The 20,182-nt window shown below is 54.2% G+C and carries 21 protein-coding genes, 1 rRNA gene and 1 riboswitch; of the genes, 7 read left to right on the forward strand and 15 right to left on the reverse strand.

Annotated features, from left to right (window positions below; all coding sequences use genetic code 11):
* Together AC3WQH_RS20910 and AC3WQH_RS20915 are read right to left on the reverse strand one after the other, a co-directional pair.
* Nucleotides 1-63: ribosomal RNA gene (locus tag AC3WQH_RS20910) — 16S ribosomal RNA — on the reverse strand; the annotation flags it as partial.
* Between the two features lie 244 nt (nucleotides 64-307).
* The gene (locus AC3WQH_RS20915; RefSeq protein WP_005827748.1) at nucleotides 308-1,183 is read right to left on the reverse strand and encodes a hypothetical protein; all 876 of its coding nucleotides are present in this window, start codon (nucleotides 1,181-1,183) and stop codon (nucleotides 308-310) included.
* 115 nt (nucleotides 1,184-1,298) lie between these two features.
* Here AC3WQH_RS20915 and AC3WQH_RS20920 point away from each other — a divergent pair, with 115 nt between their 5' ends.
* Nucleotides 1,299-1,673, forward strand: a complete 375-nt coding sequence (locus tag AC3WQH_RS20920) for a YgzB family protein (protein ID WP_005827746.1) — start codon at nucleotides 1,299-1,301, stop codon at nucleotides 1,671-1,673.
* 76 nt (nucleotides 1,674-1,749) lie between these two features.
* Here AC3WQH_RS20920 and AC3WQH_RS20925 read toward each other — a convergent pair whose 3' ends face one another.
* The 3 genes from AC3WQH_RS20925 to nth all read right to left on the reverse strand — a co-directional run bounded on the left by AC3WQH_RS20925 (nucleotide 1,750) and on the right by nth (nucleotide 5,094).
* The gene (locus AC3WQH_RS20925; protein WP_369750416.1) at nucleotides 1,750-3,447 is read right to left on the reverse strand and encodes a glycosyl hydrolase family 18 protein; all 1,698 of its coding nucleotides are present in this window, start codon (nucleotides 3,445-3,447) and stop codon (nucleotides 1,750-1,752) included.
* Between the two features lie 320 nt (nucleotides 3,448-3,767).
* On the reverse strand, nucleotides 3,768-4,202 hold the full coding sequence (gene perR / locus AC3WQH_RS20930) for a peroxide-responsive transcriptional repressor PerR (protein WP_025845534.1): 435 nt from the start codon (nucleotides 4,200-4,202) through the stop codon (nucleotides 3,768-3,770).
* Nucleotides 4,203-4,359: 157 nt separating this feature from the next.
* Entirely contained in the window at nucleotides 4,360-5,094 is a 735-nt protein-coding gene (gene nth, locus AC3WQH_RS20935) for an endonuclease III (RefSeq protein ID WP_007786793.1), read from the reverse strand.
* Between the two features lie 127 nt (nucleotides 5,095-5,221).
* Here nth and AC3WQH_RS20940 point away from each other — a divergent pair, with 127 nt between their 5' ends.
* Nucleotides 5,222-6,127, forward strand: a complete 906-nt coding sequence (locus AC3WQH_RS20940; RefSeq protein WP_005827737.1) for a complex I NDUFA9 subunit family protein — start codon at nucleotides 5,222-5,224, stop codon at nucleotides 6,125-6,127.
* A 133-nt stretch (nucleotides 6,128-6,260) separates the two neighbouring features.
* On the opposite strand, the gene AC3WQH_RS20945 is transcribed toward AC3WQH_RS20940, so the two are convergent.
* From AC3WQH_RS20945 to bcp, 4 genes are read right to left on the reverse strand one after another with little or no spacing between them, the layout of a single operon-like run.
* A complete protein-coding gene (locus AC3WQH_RS20945) occupies nucleotides 6,261-6,809 on the reverse strand; it encodes a cob(I)yrinic acid a,c-diamide adenosyltransferase (protein ID WP_005827736.1) in 549 nt (182 codons plus the stop codon).
* A 46-nt stretch (nucleotides 6,810-6,855) separates the two neighbouring features.
* Complete coding sequence (locus AC3WQH_RS20950) at nucleotides 6,856-7,617, reverse strand: class I SAM-dependent methyltransferase (protein WP_007786789.1); 762 nt, start codon at nucleotides 7,615-7,617, stop codon at nucleotides 6,856-6,858.
* 9 nt (nucleotides 7,618-7,626) lie between these two features.
* On the reverse strand, nucleotides 7,627-8,679 hold the full coding sequence (locus AC3WQH_RS20955) for a M42 family metallopeptidase (RefSeq protein ID WP_005827732.1): 1,053 nt from the start codon (nucleotides 8,677-8,679) through the stop codon (nucleotides 7,627-7,629).
* Nucleotides 8,680-8,713: 34 nt separating this feature from the next.
* On the reverse strand, nucleotides 8,714-9,184 hold the full coding sequence (bcp, locus tag AC3WQH_RS20960; RefSeq protein ID WP_005827730.1) for a thioredoxin-dependent thiol peroxidase: 471 nt from the start codon (nucleotides 9,182-9,184) through the stop codon (nucleotides 8,714-8,716).
* 151 nt (nucleotides 9,185-9,335) lie between these two features.
* Between bcp and AC3WQH_RS20965 the strand changes: the two genes are divergently transcribed.
* Together AC3WQH_RS20965 and AC3WQH_RS20970 are read left to right on the forward strand one after the other, a co-directional pair.
* Complete coding sequence (locus AC3WQH_RS20965) at nucleotides 9,336-9,968, forward strand: winged helix-turn-helix domain-containing protein (protein ID WP_005827728.1); 633 nt, start codon at nucleotides 9,336-9,338, stop codon at nucleotides 9,966-9,968.
* Between the two features lie 78 nt (nucleotides 9,969-10,046).
* Complete coding sequence (locus tag AC3WQH_RS20970) at nucleotides 10,047-10,685, forward strand: HAD family hydrolase (RefSeq protein ID WP_005827726.1); 639 nt, start codon at nucleotides 10,047-10,049, stop codon at nucleotides 10,683-10,685.
* A 92-nt stretch (nucleotides 10,686-10,777) separates the two neighbouring features.
* On the opposite strand, the gene proS is transcribed toward AC3WQH_RS20970, so the two are convergent.
* From proS to AC3WQH_RS21000, 6 genes are all read right to left on the reverse strand, one after another.
* On the reverse strand, nucleotides 10,778-12,244 hold the full coding sequence (gene proS, locus AC3WQH_RS20975; RefSeq protein ID WP_005827725.1) for a proline--tRNA ligase: 1,467 nt from the start codon (nucleotides 12,242-12,244) through the stop codon (nucleotides 10,778-10,780).
* 317 nt (nucleotides 12,245-12,561) lie between these two features.
* A complete protein-coding gene (locus tag AC3WQH_RS20980) occupies nucleotides 12,562-13,170 on the reverse strand; it encodes an ECF transporter S component (RefSeq protein ID WP_007786783.1) in 609 nt (202 codons plus the stop codon).
* 255 nt (nucleotides 13,171-13,425) lie between these two features.
* Nucleotides 13,426-13,582: riboswitch (FMN riboswitch) on the reverse strand.
* 358 nt (nucleotides 13,583-13,940) lie between these two features.
* Nucleotides 13,941-14,738 (reverse strand): ABC transporter permease, encoded by a 798-nt coding sequence (locus AC3WQH_RS20985; RefSeq protein WP_290426524.1) that lies wholly within the window; start codon nucleotides 14,736-14,738, stop codon nucleotides 13,941-13,943.
* A 3-nt stretch (nucleotides 14,739-14,741) separates the two neighbouring features.
* Nucleotides 14,742-15,536, reverse strand: a complete 795-nt coding sequence (locus AC3WQH_RS20990) for an ABC transporter permease (RefSeq protein WP_005827717.1) — start codon at nucleotides 15,534-15,536, stop codon at nucleotides 14,742-14,744.
* Nucleotides 15,529-16,539, reverse strand: a complete 1,011-nt coding sequence (locus AC3WQH_RS20995; protein ID WP_290426523.1) for an ABC transporter ATP-binding protein — start codon at nucleotides 16,537-16,539, stop codon at nucleotides 15,529-15,531. The genes AC3WQH_RS20990 and AC3WQH_RS20995 overlap by 8 nt, the downstream gene beginning before the upstream one ends.
* Nucleotides 16,540-16,630: 91 nt before the next feature.
* Nucleotides 16,631-17,473 (reverse strand): protein phosphatase 2C domain-containing protein, encoded by an 843-nt coding sequence (locus tag AC3WQH_RS21000; RefSeq protein ID WP_290426522.1) that lies wholly within the window; start codon nucleotides 17,471-17,473, stop codon nucleotides 16,631-16,633.
* A gap of 151 nt (nucleotides 17,474-17,624) precedes the next feature.
* Here AC3WQH_RS21000 and AC3WQH_RS21005 point away from each other — a divergent pair, with 151 nt between their 5' ends.
* The 3 genes from AC3WQH_RS21005 to AC3WQH_RS21015 all read left to right on the forward strand — a co-directional run bounded on the left by AC3WQH_RS21005 (nucleotide 17,625) and on the right by AC3WQH_RS21015 (nucleotide 20,087).
* The gene (locus AC3WQH_RS21005; RefSeq protein WP_005827711.1) at nucleotides 17,625-18,917 is read left to right on the forward strand and encodes a glutamate-1-semialdehyde 2,1-aminomutase; all 1,293 of its coding nucleotides are present in this window, start codon (nucleotides 17,625-17,627) and stop codon (nucleotides 18,915-18,917) included.
* 114 nt (nucleotides 18,918-19,031) lie between these two features.
* Nucleotides 19,032-19,172 carry a hypothetical protein gene (locus AC3WQH_RS21010; RefSeq protein ID WP_005827709.1) on the forward strand — a complete coding sequence of 47 codons (141 nt, stop codon included), beginning with the start codon at nucleotides 19,032-19,034 and terminating at the stop codon, nucleotides 19,170-19,172.
* 234 nt (nucleotides 19,173-19,406) lie between these two features.
* Complete coding sequence (locus AC3WQH_RS21015) at nucleotides 19,407-20,087, forward strand: zinc metallopeptidase (RefSeq protein ID WP_005827707.1); 681 nt, start codon at nucleotides 19,407-19,409, stop codon at nucleotides 20,085-20,087.
* Nucleotides 20,088-20,182: the final 95 nt, after the last annotated feature.

Below are 20,182 nucleotides of genomic sequence, written 5' to 3' on the forward strand. Positions count from 1 at the left end.
GACTTGCATGTATTAGGCACGCCGCCAGCGTTCGTCCTGAGCCAGGATCAAACTCTCCAATAAAGTTTGTTACTGGTCCAAAGCTGGCAAATCTTTTAATGATAGACTCATCAACGCTTTCGCTGTTCAGTTTTCAAAGAGCATTTTCGTTATCGCCCAGAGGCGACTTTTTTAATTTACCACATATCCACTCAATAATTCAAGTGTTTTTTTCATTTTTTTCGCTGCCAGTATTTCGTTCGTGCAGCAGCGACGTTTGTTAATATAGCATGTCCCCAAGACGGAAGTCAATAGGATTTAAAAAGTTTTACCTGAGCAATATTAATCCGACTTCCTTGTCGCCGTTTGCGCCCTCCGTGAAGACGACCTCCTGGATTAGCAGCCTTTGAATCATTTTCTCTATAAGAAGGGGAACTTCGATTTGCGCATCTACAATCGCCGGATGATTCATCAGCTCCTCCAGCCGCCAAGGTCCTGCCTTTGCTTCCATGACTTCCATTAAGAACGTGACGGACTCCTTAATTTTGGAGGTGATCCAAAACTCGATGGCGAGCACGAGCAGCTCAATCCGCTTCTCAAGCGCTTCTCCGTTAACCGACAGCTCCTCGTACAACTTGAACACCGAAGAATCCATCTGCTTCACCTGGGACCACAAAGCAGCCTGCGGGTGTTCGCCAGCCTCGTACACAATCAGCCTCGCCCACGAATGCAGCGATTGAATGAGCGAATGATGCGCATCCAAAATCATTCCTTGCTGCAAAAACTCTTTTGTCTCGTGGAAAAACCGGAGAAGTTGGGAATACTCCCTACAAATAAACTTCTTTTGCAGCGCTGCCGGCAGACGGCTCAGCCGGAGCTTCATTTGCTTCATATAGCCGTCCTTGTCCCACAAAATCTCGGCTTTGCCAAGCATCGAGGCAAGGCGCTCATCCAGGCCACAGACGGCTCCCTTTTCAAGCTGCCATGTACTGATCTGCTGCTCCATGACCACTCGTCCCTGAAGATGCAGGCGGCGGATTTTCCCCTCAGCTTGCGGCTGGTTGACCACTACAAAATAAAAGGCTCCATCACGAAACGGGACCAGCAAATCCGAAACAGGCAAAACCAGCACAGCTTGTACGTCCGGGCGCTGTTGTAGCTTTTTCAGATACGTTTGCTGACTCTCCTCTCGCTTCATAGCCATACCGTGTTCCTCCCTGCCCTGGGTTGAACTTATGGATTCTACACGATTTGTTCGTTTCCTGCTTGTCAACAGACAAAACCTTTGTATGCTATACTGTAATGTAGGAGGAATGATGATGAAAAAAACTGAACGCCTGAGCAAAATCAAACGCATGCGCACATGGGGCAACTGGAGCATGGTGATCGGCATTTTGCTGATGTATACAGGGTACGCTTTTTTCGGGGGATATCTGGACTTTATACCTTTCCTTGGCAACCTGTTAAAAGGCTCTCACATCTTCATGACGCTGCTTTTAATCATCGGCTTTATTTTGACGATGGGCAGCACTGTGTTGTTCATGATTTCCGGCATGGTTTCTACCTCTGCTCCCCAGGTGGAATGTCCTTCGTGCCAAAAAGTAACGAAGATGCTTGGAAAAGAAGATGCCTGTATGTTTTGCGGACAGCCATTGCGCTTGGAAGACGGACAGCCTCAGCAAAACCAGACATGATTGGTGCCTCGACCTTGCGATACACAATAAGCCACCTGCACAATCCCGTCTTACGGGCAGCAGGTGGCTTCTTTTTTTACTGAGCCGTTATGGCGCTTTTCAAGCCTTCTTCGATGGCCGGCCAAATCTCCGGCTCTTCAAATCCGCGCCGCCACGAAGCGACTCCGGCCAGATCGTACTTTTTGACCAGCTCGATCCGCTTTTTCATGGAAGAGACATCCTCCAGCCACATCTTGTAGACATTCCCGTCTTTCGGATCGCGATATTCCACGTATTGTTGGCCGGATGCTTCGTCGAGAACAGGCGTAAGCTTTCGCTCCTGCACCCATTCTTGCGCCCTTGGCATGGACAGCGCTTTGGAGCTTACCTTGATTGTGCCGTCAGCCTGCTTGGCTTCCGTCCACAGTCTCGTGTAAAAAGGAACGCCCAGCAGCAGCTTTTCGTTTGGCACTTCCTCGAGCACGCCTTGCAAGCCTGCTTCCACCCAAGGCAGCGAAGCGACCGAGCCTGCTTTTGGACTCGCCGCCCAATGCTCATCGTATGTCATGACAGCCATGTAGTCGACCACCTGGGCCAATGCCTTGCGATCCAAAAACATCGACCACGTCTTCGCATTGGACTTGATGGTGACATCAATGGAAACGGTCAGCCCTTGCTGGTGCAAATACGGCGTCAGCTCGCGAACAAACTGGACGAGCCGCTCCTTGTCTTCGTAGTACACATTTTCAAAGTCGATGTTGATGCCGTCCAGATCGTACAGGTGCGCGTAGTGAATGAGCTGGGCGATCAGCTTGTCTCGTTTGTCGTAGCTGCCGAGCACCGCTTGGGTCCAGTCCGGATTGAAGCCGTTCGTGACCAGCCCCCACACCTGATAGCCGCGCTTGTGCGCCCATTTCACATACGCCGGGTCAGCCCTGTTCAAAAGCGTCCCTTCTGCATCCTTCAGCTCAAACCAGGTGGGCGAGACGACATTGACGCCAGGCAACGCCCCGATTTGGGCGACGTTCGGATTTTTATTGACAACATGCTCCCAGACCATGTTTACCTTTTCGCCATTCGGCTTCCACGCAGCTTGCCCCTCGGAAGAAGTGGCGTGCTGCAAGGCGACCTTCCGCTTGCTCGCCATCTCCAGGCTTTTCTCCGGGAGAAAGCCCGCGATTCCGGAAGCGGTCAACACGCGGTAGTAGCCTTCCTGCTGGCCGAGCACATCGACCAGTTCTCCGGCAGATAGCTCGGCAACGATCGGAGTGCGGTGCGAAGCGCCAACGCGAACGGGTTGTTTTTCCTCGTCGCTGACGACTTTTGCCTGCCCGATTTCGTACCCTTCCTGCTCCACCGTGAGGACGCCTGTATCCACTTTGTGCTCAAAAGCAAAAGGATACAGCTTTTCCAATGGATCAAGCGGCACGTAGCGAGTCCCGCCCACTTCCTTGACCGGCACCTGCAAATTGACCGGCTGCTTGTTCAGATGGGCGACTACTTCGCCACTCTCCATCCTGAGCACTTTGTCCTTCGTCGTCACGATCACCGACTTGGTAGGCTCATCCCAAAAGATCGCCGGATCAATCTTTTCCTTGATAAAGTCAAAAGGCAGCAAGATTTGCTCCGCCTCCAGCAAATACGAAGCATCCGCCCGCTGTCCTTCGTAGACGATGACCGCTTTGTCGCCGTCGTACGGCTGGACGTGCTCGGTCGAAGCGCGAAGCACGAAAAACCAGTAAATGCCGCCAAAAATGGCAAGCAAGAAAAGCATCAGCGCAAAAAGCCTGCGCATTGCCCTTCTCCGTCTACGCCTGGGGCGAGGTGCCATTCCAAGCTGCATGTTCATGGCCTGTTCCTCCTCCCAGCCAAATAAGCCCGCACGCGGACCAGATTGTATGCATTCGTCATTCGTCTGTCAATTCGATCATAACGTGGCTTCAAACGATTCACAACCTTTTGTCTACTGGAAAAAACGAGAGACAAGCCCCGCTCTCCCCCAAAAAAAGACGTTTGAACAGTCAAAACGTTACACCTTTCAACAGAAAAACACCTTCTATCTCAACTTGCTAAGCTTTCGTTGAGACAAAAGGTGTTCGTCCGTACAGCTTCATTTTAGTGGGCGCTCTTTTGACAGGACTCGCAGATGCCATATACTTCCATACGATGTCCGGTAACTTTAAACCCGATGTCTTTTGCGGCAGCTTCTTCCGCCTCCCGCAAATACGGGAAATGGAAGTCCCGGATCGCCCCGCAATTGGAACAGATCGCGTGGTAATGATCTTCCTCCACATTGGCATCGAAGCGACTGGACGCGTCCCCGTAGGTAAGCTCAATCACCAGGCCCGCATCTTTAAAAACCCGCAGGTTATTGTAAATCGTTGCGACGCTCATGTTCGGGAATTTACCTTCGAGAGCTTTGTATATTTCGTCAGCCGTCGGGTGAGTCATCGTCTCCAGCAGGTACGTTAAAATGGCATGGCGCTGAGGTGTCATCCGAACCCCGGTGTTTTTGAGGATTTCTACAGCTTTTTCCACACGCTGTGTCATAATTGTCACACCCCACAGTCTTTCGCAAGACAAAAGATCAGTCAATCCTGTTTGTCATTGATTAGAATTACTTTAAATAAGTGTACGTCTATTCGGCGAAAACTGTCAATATCCATTACGCGGAATTGAGGAGAAAGAACTGGAAATCGAGCTTCCCTCAAGAAATGCTCGGCTCCTTTTTCGCTCTGGGCTTCGCTTTCGGCTTGGCGGCTTGTTTGCCAGCTTGCTTCGCAGGCGCTTTTTTCTCCGCTTTTTTGGCCTCCGTCAGAGCGTACTTGCACATGGATTGCAGCGGACATTGATCGCACTTCGGATTGCGCGCCGCACAGATTCTTCTGCCGTGCCAGATCAGCCAATGGTGGGCATCCGACCACTTTTCGCGCGGGATGCGCTTCATCAGTTGGCGCTCCACTTCGTCTACGTTGTCGCTTTTGGCAAGACCGAGGCGGTTCGCCACGCGGAACACGTGAGTATCGACCGCAATAGCCGGGACGCCAAACGCATTGGAGAGAACGACATTGGCCGTCTTCCTCCCTACGCCCGGCAACGCTTCCAGCTCGGCATGCGTTTGCGGCACCTCCCCGTTGTACTTTTCAAACAAGATTCTACAGGCCTCCAAAATGTTTTTGCTCTTATTTTTATACAAGCCCAGCCCTTTTATATGCTCTTCCATTTCTTCCTGGGTGAGATGCAGGTAGTGCTCCGGCCGGTTCAGCTCTTTAAACATCGGCTCGGTAATCTCGTTCACCCGCTTATCCGTGCACTGTGCCGAAAGAATGGTCGCGATCAACAGCTCAAACGGGGTTGTATAGTTCAATTCGCAGTGGGCATCCGGGTACATTTGCTGAAGCGTATCCAAAATGTCTGCGACGGGTACTTTGCGTTGTGCCATAAATATATCCCCCTTTTTCCTACATTATACCGATCTTGATCGGCTCGGCAATCGTCGCAAACAATAGCACGATGCCGCTGCGCTGATGTAAAATGGGCTTGGAAAGATATAACGGGGGGCGATACGCATGAAGGTTTTCCTGACGGGAGCTACCGGATTTGTCGGCAAAGGCGTGTTGGAGCGGCTGATTGCCGAAGGTCACGATGCCGTTTGCTTGACGCGGCCAGGCTCAAAAGACAAGCTGCACCACGGGCAGGCCGGGCCGGGAAGCGTCTCTCTGGCAGCAGGAGACATATTGGACGTCGAATCGCTGAAAAGCGCCATGGCAGGCTGCGAGGCGGTCATTCACCTGGTCGGAATCATTCGCGAGCAGCCGGGCAAAGGGATTACGTTTCCCAAAATTCACGTCGAGGGCACGAAAAACGTCGTGGAGGCAGCGAAGCAGGCGGGCGTAAAGCGCTTCGTCCACATGAGCGCCCTCGGTTCCAGAGCAAACGCGACAAGCGCCTACCACCGCACAAAGTACGAAGCCGAGCAGCTCGTGATCGCAAGCGGAATCCCGTACGTCATTTTTCAGCCATCGGTCATCTTCGGTCCGGGCGACGAGTTCGTCAACATGCTCGCGGATCTGGTGCGCATGCCTGTCACTCCTGTTATCGGCGACGGCTCCTATCCTTTGCAGCCCGTAGCGCGGAAAACGGTAGCGGATGTGTTTGTCCAGGCATTGAGCCTGCCCGCTGCGACGAATCAAATCTATGAAACGGGCGGGCCTGATCCGATCTCCTACGGAGAAATACTCGATGCCATCGGCGAGGCAATCGGCAAAAAGCGGGTTCGCAAAGTGCACATCCCGCTCGCCTTCATGAAGCCTGTCGTCAACATGCTGGAGGGCTTCTCGTTTTTTCCGATCACCAACACGCAACTGACCATGCTGCTCGAAGGCAATGCCTGCCGCGACGGCCAGCGGCTGTACGACACTTTTCCTACTGAAAAAATCGCGTTTCGCCCAGGAATCTCTACTTACCTCCGATAGATAGTATTGGCTCAAGCAAAAGGGGCCTGTCCCCAGCCAAACGCATGAATCCAGCCAACAGCCAGATGTTTTCACACAAAAAAAGGGGCGTCTCCAAGTCGGACAGTCGACTTATGGGACAACCCCTTTTTGCTTATTCATGCAGCGTTTTTTCCACGGAGCCTGTCTCTTTGTTTACGTGACGGGCGACGACGAAAAGATAGTCGGACAATCGGTTGAGATATTTGACGACTGCCGGATTTACCTGCTCTTGCTGCGCCACATGGACGGCTTTGCGCTCGGCGCGTCTGACAACCGTGCGGGCAATATGGAAGGCAGCGGCAGCGGGATGGCCGCCCGGCAAAATGAAGTTGGTGAGCATCGGCAGCCCTGCGTCCAGCTTGTCGATTTGCTCCTCCAGAAACGTCACATCCTCTTCGCCGATCGGCCAGCCTACTTTTTTCCCTTCCGGTGTGGCAAGCTCCGCGCCTACATGGAACAGCTTGGTTTGAATGATGTGAAACACATCCTGCAACTCCTGCCACGCCTCCGTTGCGGGCAACAGGGACAGGGCCAGCCCGATTTGCGAGTTGGCCTCGTCGCACGTGCCGTATGCCTCGACGCGATCCGCGAACTTCGGCACGCGCACGCCCGCCACCAGTGAAGTCTCGCCTTTATCACCTGATTTCGTGTAAATCTTCATCCGTATCCCCCGCCTTTTTTCTTTGTCTGGAAAGTCTGGAAAGGTGCTACACCGACTCGCAAACGACAATCAATTCCGTGCTGCTCGCATCAAAAGGCGCTTTGGCAAAGTTGCCGTACCGCCTGGTCACCTTCAGCCCGTTCAGGCGCAAAAGGTGGTGAAGCTCGGTCGGAAAAATATAGCGCAGCACAAAGCGTCCATTCACTCGTTCAACCACAGTGCCGCGCGCATCTGTGCGCTCGTACATGCGGGTCACTTCGCACAGTTGCTGGAAGTGGTCGTAGCGGGTGTAATCCCACATCAACACTTCTCCCCCGGACGGCAGTGGATACGTTCCGCGCAGCGACATCTTTTCATTTTCTTCGTAAAAATGATTGATTTTGGGCACAAACACGTTCATCGCAAGCTTTCCGCCAGGTGCCAGATGCTTGCGAATACAGCCGAGCGCCTTCATCTGCTCCTGAATGTGCAACAGGTGCAAAAACGAGCGGAACGGGATCATGATGAGCGAAAAAGTCTCGCCAAGATCGAAGCTGCGCATGTCTCCCTGAAGCAGCGTAAGCCCTGTGGTCACGCCTTGTTCTTGTGCCTTTTCCTGCGCGCGCGCCAGCATCTCCTGCGACAAGTCAATGCCCGTCACCTCGATCCCGGCCTGGGCGACCGGAATCGCGATTCTCCCGGTGCCGCAAGCAAGATCGAGCACTTTGCCGCCAGCCTGCTTCGCTTCTTCCAGGTAAAAATCGACGTCGCCCGCAACGCCGCGCTGCGTCAAATCGTAGTAATCGGCCCATTGATACATATTGCTCATGCCGTCCTCCTATGCTTGCATTTCCTCGGAAGCCAGGTAAGCCATGATGAGCTTCGCCGTATTTTCCAGCGCTTCTTTGTGCGTGCGCTCATGGGAGTGGGAGGCGTCCACGCCAGGGCCGATCAGCCCGTGGACGATGTCGTACCCTGACCGCAACGCCGCGCTCGCGTCTGAGTTGTAATACGAGTAAATGTCTACCGCGTAGTTCAAACCGTTTTCTTTGGCCAGTCGGGTCAAATGGCTGCGCAAACCGTAGTGGTACGGCCCGGAGGAATCCTTCGCGCAAATGGAGACGCAGTATTCGTCTGTCGTCTGGCCGTCGCCGATCGCGCCCATATCCACCGCCAAATACTCCACGACGTTTGCCGGAATGCTGGAATTGCCGCCATAGCCGATCTCTTCGTTGTTGCTGATAAAAAAGTGCGTGGTGTATGGCAGTTGCTGTCCGGATTCGCGAAGCTCCTTCAGCACGCCGAGCAAAATGGCGACGCTCGCCTTGTCATCAATGTGCCGGGACTTGATGAAGCCGCTGTCGGTGACGGTCACGCGCGGGTCGAAGGAGACAAAATCCCCGACGGAAATGCCCAACTCCTGCACCTGCTCCCTGTTTGTCACTTTTTCGTCCAGGCGCACTTCCATGTTGACGTCTGTTCTTTCCGCCTTGCCTGCATCGCGGCCGTACACGTGGACGGAAGCCTTCGAGGACAAAATCGTTCCGGTGACGAGGCGGCCGCTCGCGGTTTCCACCGTGCAATGCTCCCCTTCAATTGCATTGAACTCAAAGCCGCCGATCAAAGTCAGCTTCAAACGGCCGTTGCTTTTGATTTCCTTGACCATCGCGCCAAGCGTATCGACGTGCGCTGTCAGCAGGCGCGCCTTGTCGTCACGCGCTCCCGGCACAGTCGCTACAATCGCGCCTTTGTTCGTCCGCTTGTACTCGACGCCGAGCTGTTCCAGCTCCTGCGCTACCCACGCCATGACTTTGGCTGTGTTGCCGGACGGACTCGGGATGTTCGCCAATTGGCAAAAGGATTGAACCACATACTCTGTAGACACACTCATGAAATGCTCCTCCTCTATGTATCAACTCTGCCTGTCAGCCTTGCAGCTCTTCCTTGATGAATTGAAGCACTTCCTGTACGTGCCCTTTCACCTTTACTTTTGGCCAGACCTTTGCGATGTTTCCTTCCTTGTCGATCACAAAGGTCGTCCGCTCGATCCCCATGTACTCGCGGCCGTACATTTTTTTCAGCACCCACACTCCGTACGCTTCTGCCACCTCGTGCTCCGGGTCTGCCAACAGCGGAAACGGCAGCTCGTGCTTGGCAATAAACTTGTCGTGCGATTTGACTGAATCCGGGCTGATCCCGAGTACGACTGTATTCAGCTCAGCGAACTGCGGATGGTAGTCCCGGAAATCACACGCCTCTGTCGTGCAGCCTGGCGTCATGTCCTTCGGATAAAAATAAAGCACAACATTTTTCCCGCGGAATTGGGAAAGTGAAATCGTCTGATCCTGATTGGCCTGCAATGTAAATAACGGCGCGGCTTGTCCGCTTGCGATCATGCTCATCCCTCCGTAAAAATCACTTGTCTCATTTTACCACAAGCTTACAGGCACTTCATCCGCATATACGTTGCGCTTTCAATTAGAAAACGATAGAATTAATTAAGAAAAATAAAAAAATGGCCTAGTCAGTTGGATGGTGAGAATTGGCATGAAAGAGTTTTTTGAAGTAACCGATCCAGAAGCGCTTAAATCCCTTGCCATAGCAGAACGGGTTAAGATTTTAGAACTCTTCGAGGATTTGGAGCCGCGTACGGCCAAACAAATCGCTACGGAACTAGGCGAAAATGCTGCACGTCTTCACTACCACGTGAAGGAGCTCGTGCGTGTTGGTTTGCTCGAACAGGTGGATACCCGCGTCAAAGGTTCCATCGTTGAGAAATATTACGAGCCAGTCGCCAAGGTGATTCAGGTTAAGCTTCAGCTTATGATTGAGGAAAACGCACAGCAATTGAGTGACGTCATGTTCACTCCGTTTCGCACGACAGAAAAGGATCTCATGAGGACACTCAACCGCTTCGTGGCAAGCGATCAGGATGTTCGCAAGGAATACCAGAACACGTTTGCTTTTAACCTGACTGAATTTTATTTGAGCCAGGAAGAACGCAACCAACTGGTCGACGACATCAGCGATCTTTTGCAGAAGTACAAAGGCTTTAAAAACGAGCCGGGACGCCGCAAATTCAAGTTTTTCGACGTTCTGTTCCCGTTGACGCCTGCTGACCCGACTGACGATTCGGAAGAACCGTTTGAGGATGCAGACGATCAGGACAAGCCTCTGTAAAAAGCAGAGAACCACACCAGGAAAACCATCAAGAAAGATGGTTTTTCTTTGTTTTTCAGCCCAAAAGGAGGGTGGATGATGCGCACCATTCTGTTTGATTTTGACGGAACCGTCGCCGATACGCTCCCGCTCATCTTCACGGCTTTTCGCTCGACTTTTCAGCGCTTTTTGCAGGAGCATTACACAGACGAGCAAATCGTCGCGCTGTTCGGGCCGACGGAGACAGGCATTTTGCAAAACAGGCTGCCCGCACACGAGCATGCCGCGGCACTGGATCATTTTTTTGCCATCTACACGAGCGAGCATGCCCGGGTGCAAAACCCCGGGGAAATCGCCCGCATGCTGGAGCAGTTGCACGCGGCTGGAGTCCAGATGGGAATCGTCACGGGAAAAGGACGGAGAAGCGCAGATATTTCCTTGCGCGAGTGGGGACTGGAAACGTATTTTTCCGTCGTGATTACAGGCGATGACGTGAGCCAGCCAAAGCCGCACCCGGAAGGCATTTTTACTGCGCTGAAAGAGCTTGGCTCAACGGCCGGGGAGACGATTTTTGTAGGCGACAGCGATGCCGACATCGTGGCCGGGCGTGCGGCAGGGCTTACGACGGTCGGGGTCGATTGGCTGCCCGTCACGCAAAAGGCCGGAAGCTTCGATCCGGAGCCGGACTACCGCTTTTCCGACGCACAGGTTTTTGCCGACTGGGTGCTCGGCCGCTAAGTTTTTCGCACAGGCAAAAAGGGAGTGCCCTCTTTTTCACGCGAGGGGCACTCCCTTGTTTTCGGTTCAAGCGTATGCGTTACCAGAACCGCCTAGTACGCCCGCCCGAACCAGACCGTATGCTTCGCCTCTTTGCCGCAGCAAATGCAGGCTGCTTTTTGGGCAGGCGGATCGAACGGAATGTTGCGGGAGGTAAATTTGGTTTCTTCCTTGACCTTGGCTTCGCAAGCGTCGTCTCCGCACCAGCCGGCCAGCACCCAGCCGCTTGGGCGGTTCTCGCTTTCGCAGTTGGCGATGTGCGCAGCCAACTGCTCCATCGTGTCGACGTCGAGATGAGAATTAGCTTCCCGGAAGGCCAGCGCTTTTTGGAACATGTTTTGCTGGATGTCTTCGAGCAGCTTCGCAATCGTCTGGGCAATTCCCGCCAGCGGCACGGTCACTTTTTCGCCCGTATCGCGGCGGGCCAGGATCGCCTGACCGTTTTCCACATCGCGCGGCCCAAGCTCCAGGCGCAGCGGCACCCCGCGCATTTCCCATTCGTTGAACTTCCAGCCCGGCGTCTCTTCACGCAAGTCGGCACGCACGCGAACCCCTGCCGCTTTGATCTCGTCGAAAAGCGGATCGAACGCCTCCATCACTTTTTCCCGCAGCTTCATCGGACCTACCGGAATCATGATGACTTGCGTAGGCGCCATCCGTGGCGGCAGCGCCAGGCCGCGGTCGTCGCCGTGCACCATAATCATCGAGCCGATGAGCCGCGTCGAGCTGCCCCACGAGGTCGTATGCACGTACTTGAACTGATTGTCGCGGTCCAAAAACTTGATCTCGAAGCCGCGCGCAAACTTGTCGCCCAAATAGTGCGAGGTACCTGCCTGCACGGCTTTTCCGTCCTTCATCATCGCTTCGATCGAGTACGTGTCAACCGCACCCGCGAAGCGCTCGCTCGGCGTCTTTTGCCCTTTCCATACCGGAATCGCCAGCTCCTGCTCGACTACTTCGCGATAAATTTCGAGCATCTGCATCGTTTCCTGGCGCGCCTCTTCTTCTGTCGCATGGGCGGTGTGGCCTTCCTGCCAGAGAAATTCCGATGTGCGCAAAAACGGCATCGTGCGCTTTTCCCAGCGGAACACGTTGGCCCACTGGTTAATCAGGATCGGCAAGTCGCGGTAGCTCTGAATCCACTGGCTGTACATGTGGCCGATGATCGTCTCCGAGGTCGGGCGCAGGGCGAGCTTTTCCTCCAACTGTTCGCCGCCCGCTTCGGTCACCCATGGCAGTTCTGGGTTGAAGCCCTCGATGTGCTCTTTTTCTTTTTGGAAAAACGACTCGGGAATCAGCATCGGGAAGTAGGCATTGCGATGTCCGGTTTCCTTGAACCGTTTGTCCATCGCCTCCTGAATCCGCTCCCACAGCTCGAAGCCGTCGGGCTTGAAGACGATGCAGCCGCGCACCGGGGTGTAGTCCATCAAGTCCGCCTTTTTGATCGCATCAATGTACCAGCGCGAAAAATCTTCCGACTGCGGTGTAATTTCTTTTACAAACGCTTTGTCCTCTTTCATCCTTCTACGCTCCTTTTTTCTTCGCATGAAATGCAAAAAATCCCCCATCCCAAAAGGGACGGAGGATTGACTTCCGCGGTACCACCCTGATTGACCATGGCTTGTGCCACAGTCCTCTTTTCCAACCCGATAACGGCGGGGCGACCGGACCAGCTCGTCGCTGGCGGCTTCAGGATGGGGTGCAGGTATGCCTCGTATCAGCCTTCCAGACTAGGGCCGACTCTCTGGAACAAGGGAAATAGCTGCGGGTCCTTTCATAGCCTTTTCACAAAAACGGTTCGTTTAAGAACATATCTTAGCAAGTCGAAAGGCCGATGTCAATTTGTGGTACGCAGGGCCAGGCGAGCGCCCAGCTTGGCGTAAACAGGATAGGCGACCAAGGCGAGCACGACGCCTTTGAAAATGTTGAACGGCACGATGCCGACCAAGACGAGGGACCAGACGCTCGTCGCATTGAACATCGCAAGCAGTTCTGCCATCGGCATATGGTAGAGCACAGCGTAAGCCGGGAGCAGGACGTATGCGTTGGCGACAGCCATGACGACCGTCATCATCAATGTCCCGAGCGCAAGCCCTGTCAGAAAACCTTTTTTGCCCTGGCCGCTGCGTTGCAGCAGGATAGCCGGCAAAATGAAGCTGGCGCCGGCAATCACATTGGCAATCTCGCCGATCAAGAGTCCGTCTGCATTTTTAAACAGAAAGTGCAATGTATTTTTCAAAACTTCGATGATGATTCCGGCCACCGGACCGTACATAAGCCCGCCGATCAACGCTGGCAGCGTGCTGAAATCAAGCTTCAGAAAGCTCGGCATCAGCGGAACGGGAACCTCCAAAAATTGCAGGATAAAGGCAACGGCGGCCAGCATCGGAATCGTCACGATCCGCTGGGTTGCTCTGCGCGAAGAATGCAAGGCTGTTTCTTTCATGTGTACCATCTCCTCTTTGTTCTCCTTCTTTGAGGAATGGCAACAGTGGTCGTGCCACACGTGTTGCTACTCATACGCTTTGCCTGCGGAAACGCAAAAATACCCTGAGAAAGATTCTCAGGGCAGATTACAGGCGTATGACAAAGCATGTGCAGGAAACAGGTTCGCGAAACAAAAGGTGCTGATTTTGCATGCCCCTTTTGCAGCTTTTCCCGTTTGCACAGGCAAACAAGCACGTGCAGAAAACGTACTGTCGTCATCCTTCTCCCATCCAGACTGTACTGTCGGCTCTGGAATCTCACCAGATCCTGCACTCCGTCGCTTGCTGACAAGCTGGGGAGGCTCGCGGGCTTAACGTGCTCGTGACACGATCACCGCCGGTCGGGAATTGCACCCTGCCCCGAAGGAATTGTGTAGTTGTCTATTGCATATTATACTGCGCTTTTTTGATTTGACAATAGAGGAAACGGCTAAATCGACAATTTTTTATTGTTTTCCGATGAATTTAATAGGATATGCTCCTGGTCGCTTTGATCGGGTTGGTAGTTACCTTGACCAAAAAGAAATAGACCGCCCTTGAGTCCCAATTCCAGCGGTCTATTCTTCCAGAAATTTTGAGCCGAACCCCTTGAGGGAAGCTTCCATTGTACAGACCGCTCCGGTTGCCGCCGGACGGTCTTTTTTTCGCTTGTTACCTCTAATGTTATCATAACGAGCCGCAAATAAAAATATACATTCGGCTCCTCCAGCATCGAATCAGGCCGCGACTGCTACGAACCCGCTCCCCGATATTTGCTGACCCCCCAGTTCCACACAAACAGGCCGAGGCCAAAGAAAACGACAGCCACGAGCGGAGTAAACGCCGCGTAGGTGTACCAGACTTCTTTGCGCAAAAAGTAGGCAGCCGGGTAGACGCCGACGAAGGCAAACGGCAGTACATAGGTCAGCACGAAGCGGATCGCTTTGTTGTACACATCCACCGGATAGCGGCCGTACTGCTGAATGTTGTAGATCATCGGGGCGATTCCCGTCCGCGAATCAGAGAAAAAGCTGACCGCCGCAATCGCTGTGTACACGCCGCCGTAGATGAGAGCGCCGCTCACGACCAGCCCGATGAAGATCAGCGGGTCGTACCAGTAAAACGACAGGTCGAGCTGGATCGCCGCATAGCCCATAATAATCAGGCCCGTGATGATGCCGAAAATGCGGTCCGGCGCGATGGATTCCAGACAAACCTGCGCCAGATTGTGAATCGGCCTGGTCAGGATGCGATCCATTTCGCCCCGGATAATGTAGCGCTCGTTGAAGTCCCAAAAGCCGAAAAACATCGAGAACAGCGCATACGGCACCAAAAAGAACCCGTAAATGAAAATGATTTCGTCCCGCGTCCAGTCCTTCATCATCGGGACGTGCGTGAACACGACGATGATGAACACGAGGTTAATCAGCTCGGAGACGAGGTTGGACACAAGCTCCCCGAAAAAGTCAGCCCGGTAGGCAAGCCTCGTCTTGAAATACTGGCCCAGGTAGTCGGCAAAAATGCCGATAATATGTTTTACGTTTTGCATCGTCTACCCTCCTTGCACGACCAACCGGTTTCGGGCCATCCGCCACAAAACCAGAATGGGGACCAGAATGACCACCATCCAGATCGCCTGAAAGCCGATCAATTCCCAGGCCCGTCCAGGGGTAATCGCTCCGGTGAAAATCAGACTCGGATAGTAGTTGACGGCCTGAAACGGCAGAAAGCCCATGACGGTCTGCGCCCAGCCCGGAAAAAAGCTGATCGGCAGCACGAGGCCGGACATCAGATCGACGACGACCCGCTTCGCCCGCATCATCCCGTCGTTGCGGAACAGGAAAAACGTGAACAGACCCGTCAGCAGGTTAATCTGCGTATTAATGAGAAAAGCGAACATCAGACTGAGCAGGTACAGCCCCCAGCCGGTCGCGGTCGCCGGGAAGTGAAAGGGAATAATCAGGCTGATGAGAAAAATCCCCGGCCCGGCGAAAAACAGAAAGCGGAAAATCCCTTCCCCGAACGCCTGCGCCGTTTTCACCGACAAGTAGTTGTAGGGACGGATCATTTCGATGGCGACCTTGCCCTCGCGAACGTCCTGGGCGATCTCCGTGTCAATGTTGTTAAAGTAAAAAGCGCGCGACATCCAGGCGATCGCCACGTAGGAGGTCATCTGCTCGACCGATAGCCCGCCAAGCTGCTGCTGGTCGCCGTAGATGGCGCCCCACAAAAAGTAGTAGGCCCCGATGTTGATCGCGTAAATGATGATGCCGCTGTAGTAGTTCACCCGGTAGGCGAGCATGGTCAAAAACCGCATGCGGATCAGTTCCATGTAGAGCCTATGCATGGTCCCGCACCTCTGTATCTACCTGGTAAATGTTGCGGACGATGTCCTCTGTGCTCGTCTCCATAATTTTCACGTCGCTGACCTCGAACGACGACATAACCGTGGACAGGACGAACGGCAGCATTTCCTGGCTTTGCGGCACCTTGACGCTCAGGGTGAAGTCGTTTTCCTGCGTGACTTCGCACGGCATTTCGCCGAGTGTCTGGCGCAGTTCGGCTGCGGAGGTGCGCTTTTTCATCTGGAAGGAAATCTCTGTGCCATTGCCCCACTTTTCCTTCAGGTCGCTGAGCAGGCCGTCGAAGATCAGCTTGCCTTTGTCCATGACCAGCACCCGTTTACAGAGCGCCTCGATGTCGGAAACGTCGTGCGTGGTCAGCAGGATGGTCATGTTTTCCGTCTCGTTCAGATTGCGCAAAAACTCGCGGATTTTTTGCTTCACCAGCACGTCCAGCCCGACTGTCGGCTCGTCGAGGAACAACAGCCGCGGCTTGTGGATCAAGGAAGCCGCTACCTCGCAGCGCATCCGCTGGCCGAGGCTCAGCTTGCGCACCGGCTGGCTGACGAACGGGCTGATTTCCAGCTCCTCGATCAAGCGCGCGAGCCACTTTTCGCCCTCTGTCTCGTCGACCTTGTAGACGCTTTTTAGCAGGCGAAACGACTCCAACGGGGACAAATCCCACCAAAGCTGTGAGCGCTGCCCGAAGACGACGCCGATGGAGCGCACGTATTCCTCGCGCTGTTTGAACGGGACGTAGCCGTTGATGACGATCTCGCCGTCGCTCGGGGTCAAAATGCCCGTCAGCATCTTGATGGTCGTCGATTTCCCGGCGCCGTTTTCCCCGATCAGGGCGAACATCTCGCCCTCTTCCACGGTAAAAGAAAGGTCATTCACCGCTTTGACTGTCTTGTACTCGCGGCTGAACAAGTCACGAAAAGCACCCCCGAGGCCGGATCTGGCCTGGTGGATGCGGAACGCCTTTTGCAAATGCTTCACTTGGATCATGGAAAACCGTCCTTTTTGGCTTGCTTCAAATAACAACTGTTAGTGTATACGAGCATGTGAAAATGTGCAAAAGGCAAACTGTAGCAAACTATCAGCGCAAAAACAGGACAATCCCTGTCTTGTCGTCCGACTTTTTGAAGCGGGGGTAGCGAATGCATTCCGGGTCGCTGTTTTCCAGCGCAATCAGTTCATCTGCATAGCGCTGCAGTCCTTTGCGGAAGATCGGCAGCGCCGTTTCCTCCCAGCCTGGCTCGTCACCGCCAAAAGCAGCCGGCATGAAAAGTCCATCGGTTGCCAGCACCAGCGCTTTTACCCCCGCCCGGTTAACCCGTCCATACTCCACAAAATCCGCGCAGGCGGGATCGCCGTTCAAAACACCGTAGCCTCCTGGTTCATTCGCCTGGTAGCGGTTATGAATCAGGATCTCCATACATCGCTCGCGCAACTCGGCGCGGGTGGACAGCCCCTCGCGAATCCCTGCTTCCCAGCTTGCCAGTGCCTGTTGCTCCAGCAAGCGGACTTGCGGGTAGGTCAGCGGCCGCACCACATCGTCCTCGTAGACGGCAAAAATCATACAGTCTCCGCTCTGGGCGTATTCGAGGCAGTTGTCTTTCACGCGGACGACCGCGCACGCCGCTCCCCACAGCGCTTCTTTTTTCGCCAGATCGACGCCGCCTTCGCGCATCTGCTCGCGCAATTGCTCGTTTACGCGCGCCAGGTAATCGGGCAAAACCGCATCGTGGGGCATCGCCTCAAGCTGCCTTTTCACCAACTCTGCCGCAATCGCTCCTCCGGTTTGCCCGGCCCGGTTTTCGTACGGAACCAGCGACGACACGCCGTCAATCACCGCGTACACCTGCCCGGTCTGGGAAATCACATAGGCGTCCTCATTGGTATTGCCGCTTCCTTTAATGGAGATGCACTCAAGTTTCATGGTGAACTACCGCCTTTTATGTGTAGTGATTTGCTTGAAAATTGTATCATTTTTCCTTTTTTCCAGCTATAGCTCCCCATCCATATTCAGGTGTCTTTGGCTGTGTTAAGATAATGAAGGACTTTTTCGAAAAGAAAAGAGGGAAAAACGCATGAAACGTGAACGATCCGCGCTGCTGCACGAACAAGCCATGGATGTCATTCTCGGTGGGGTAAACAGCCCTTCCCGTTCTTTCAAGGCCGTAGGCGGGGGAGCGCCCGTGACGATGGAGCGTGCCCAGGGCGCGTATTTCTGGGACGTGGACGGCAACCGATATATTGACTATTTGGCGGCGTATGGCCCGATCATTACAGGCCACGCCCATCCGCATGTAACCAAAGCGATCTGCGAAGCGGCGGCGAACGGCACGCTGTACGGGACGCCGACTCCGTGGGAAGTAACTTTTGCCAACATGATCCGCGAAGCGATCCCGTCGATGGAGCGCATCCGCTTCAACAACTCCGGTACGGAATCCGTCATGACGTGCATTCGCGTGGCTCGCGCCTACACCGGACGCGTGAAAATCATCAAATTCGCGGGCTGCTACCACGGGCACTCCGATCTCGTGCTCGTCGCGGCAGGCTCTGGACCTTCCACGCTGGGCATCCCGGACAGCGCCGGCATTCCGCAAAGCATCGCCAACGAAGTGATTACCGTTCCGTTCAACGACATCGGCGCGTTTGCCGAAGCGATGAGCAAGTGGGGTAGCGAAACAGCGTGCGTGCTGGTCGAGCCGATCGTCGGCAACTTCGGTATCGTCACGCCGGAGCCAGGCTTTTTGGAAGAAGTAAACCGCATCGCGCACGAAGCAGGTGCGCTCGTTGTGTACGACGAGGTTATTACCGCATTCCGCTTCTGCTACGGCGGGGCGCAAAACTTGCTGGGTGTAACACCTGACCTGACCGCGCTCGGAAAAATCATCGGCGGCGGCTTGCCGATTGGCGCGTATGGCGGACGCCGCGATATTATGGAGCAGGTCGCGCCGCTCGGTCCAGCCTACCAGGCAGGGACAATGGCGGGCAATCCCGCTTCCATCCGCGCCGGAATCGCTTGCCTGGAAGTGCTGAAGCAGCCTGGCGTGTACGATGAGTTCGAGCGACTCGGTGCGCTTTTGGAAAAAGGCATTCGCGACGCGGCGAGCAAGCACGGCGTCACCATTCAGCTCAACCGCGTCAAAGGAGCTATGGCGGTTTACTTTACGGACGAGCCAGTCCGCGACTACGATGCCGCGCAAAAAGCCGATGGCGAGCTGTTCGCCCGCTTCTTCCGCCTCCTTTTGGACGAAGGCATCTGCCTCGCGCCTTCCAAATACGAGGCGTGGTTCATCACCACCGCTCACACGGAGGACGACATCCGGGAAACGATTGCGGCTGTCGACCGCGCCTTCGCCCAGTTGAACGCGTAGCTTGGCGAAAAATGTGTGCGCCTGACGGCAAGACAAGCATTGCCAAGCCCGCTCCCCTGCTTTTTGGAGATACTAACGACTGCACGAGAGTATCATCGCGAGGAGGCGATCTAGGTGTCAAAAGGCGAAAAGACGTACCCGCAAGCTCCGGAAAAGACGCTGGATTCCAAAGCGAGCAGCAAGATGCTCGAAGTCGTCGGCTTCCAAAATCCGCGCAAGACCGAGCATCACAAAACGCAAAACCACGATCGCTAGGCGTGCCAGGCAGACACATTCCCGCCTGAGGATGTGTCTGCTTTTTTTATGCTTTTGCCCGTTTGGTCCAGCACATATAAGTCGACGATGATATTGTCAAGATTGGTCAGAGATTGTACAATAAAAATAGTGAAACTGCCATGACACTTATTCGTATACATGGATATGGGACAAAATGTGTAAGGAACTGCTATTGTGCATATTTCGTAGATAAAAACGAGGAGTGAGTGCTCAATGTTTTTTCACCCGATGGATTTTCTGATTCTCATTGCATTCGGACTGTCGCTCTGGGCTCAATTCCGCGTAAAGGGAACCTTTAACAAGTACGCGGAGGTCCCTACTTCCTCCGGCCTTACCGGGGCGGAAGCGGCGCGGCGGATGCTCGATGCAAACGGCTTGACCAACGTTCCGGTCGAACATATTCCGGGCACGCTGACCGACCACTACGATCCGATGTCCCGTGTGGTTCGCCTGTCTGATCCTGTCTACTTCGGCAACTCCATCGCATCGTTGTCCGTTGCTTGTCACGAAGTCGGCCATGCCATCCAGCACAAAGTATCGTATCCGATGCTGGTAGCGCGCCACCGCATTTTCCCGGTGGTCAACCTGGTATCCGGTGTTGCGCCGCTCTTGCTGCTCGCTGGCTTCTTTTTCAAAATGACGGGTCTGCTATTGATCGGGATTATTTTCTTCTCCGGCGCTGTTGCCTTCCAGCTCATCACGCTGCCAGTCGAGTTTAACGCGAGCAGCCGTGCCAAAGAGCTGATGCTGAAAATGGGCTTCATCCGCAACGAGGAAGAACGCGGAGCGAGCAAGGTGCTCGGCGCCGCCGCTCTGACCTACGTGGCAGCCGCTCTGATCTCTGTTCTCGAGCTTGCCAAGTACATCATGATCTTCAGAAGCTCCGACGACTAATCGCAGGTACAAAAAAACGTTTACTACGACAGACACAAGGTACAGCCTCTTCCACAGCGGGAGGCTGTACCTTTTTATGTGGACTTGCGTTACAA

The organism is Brevibacillus sp. FW301-21C12A, assembly GCF_058788915.1.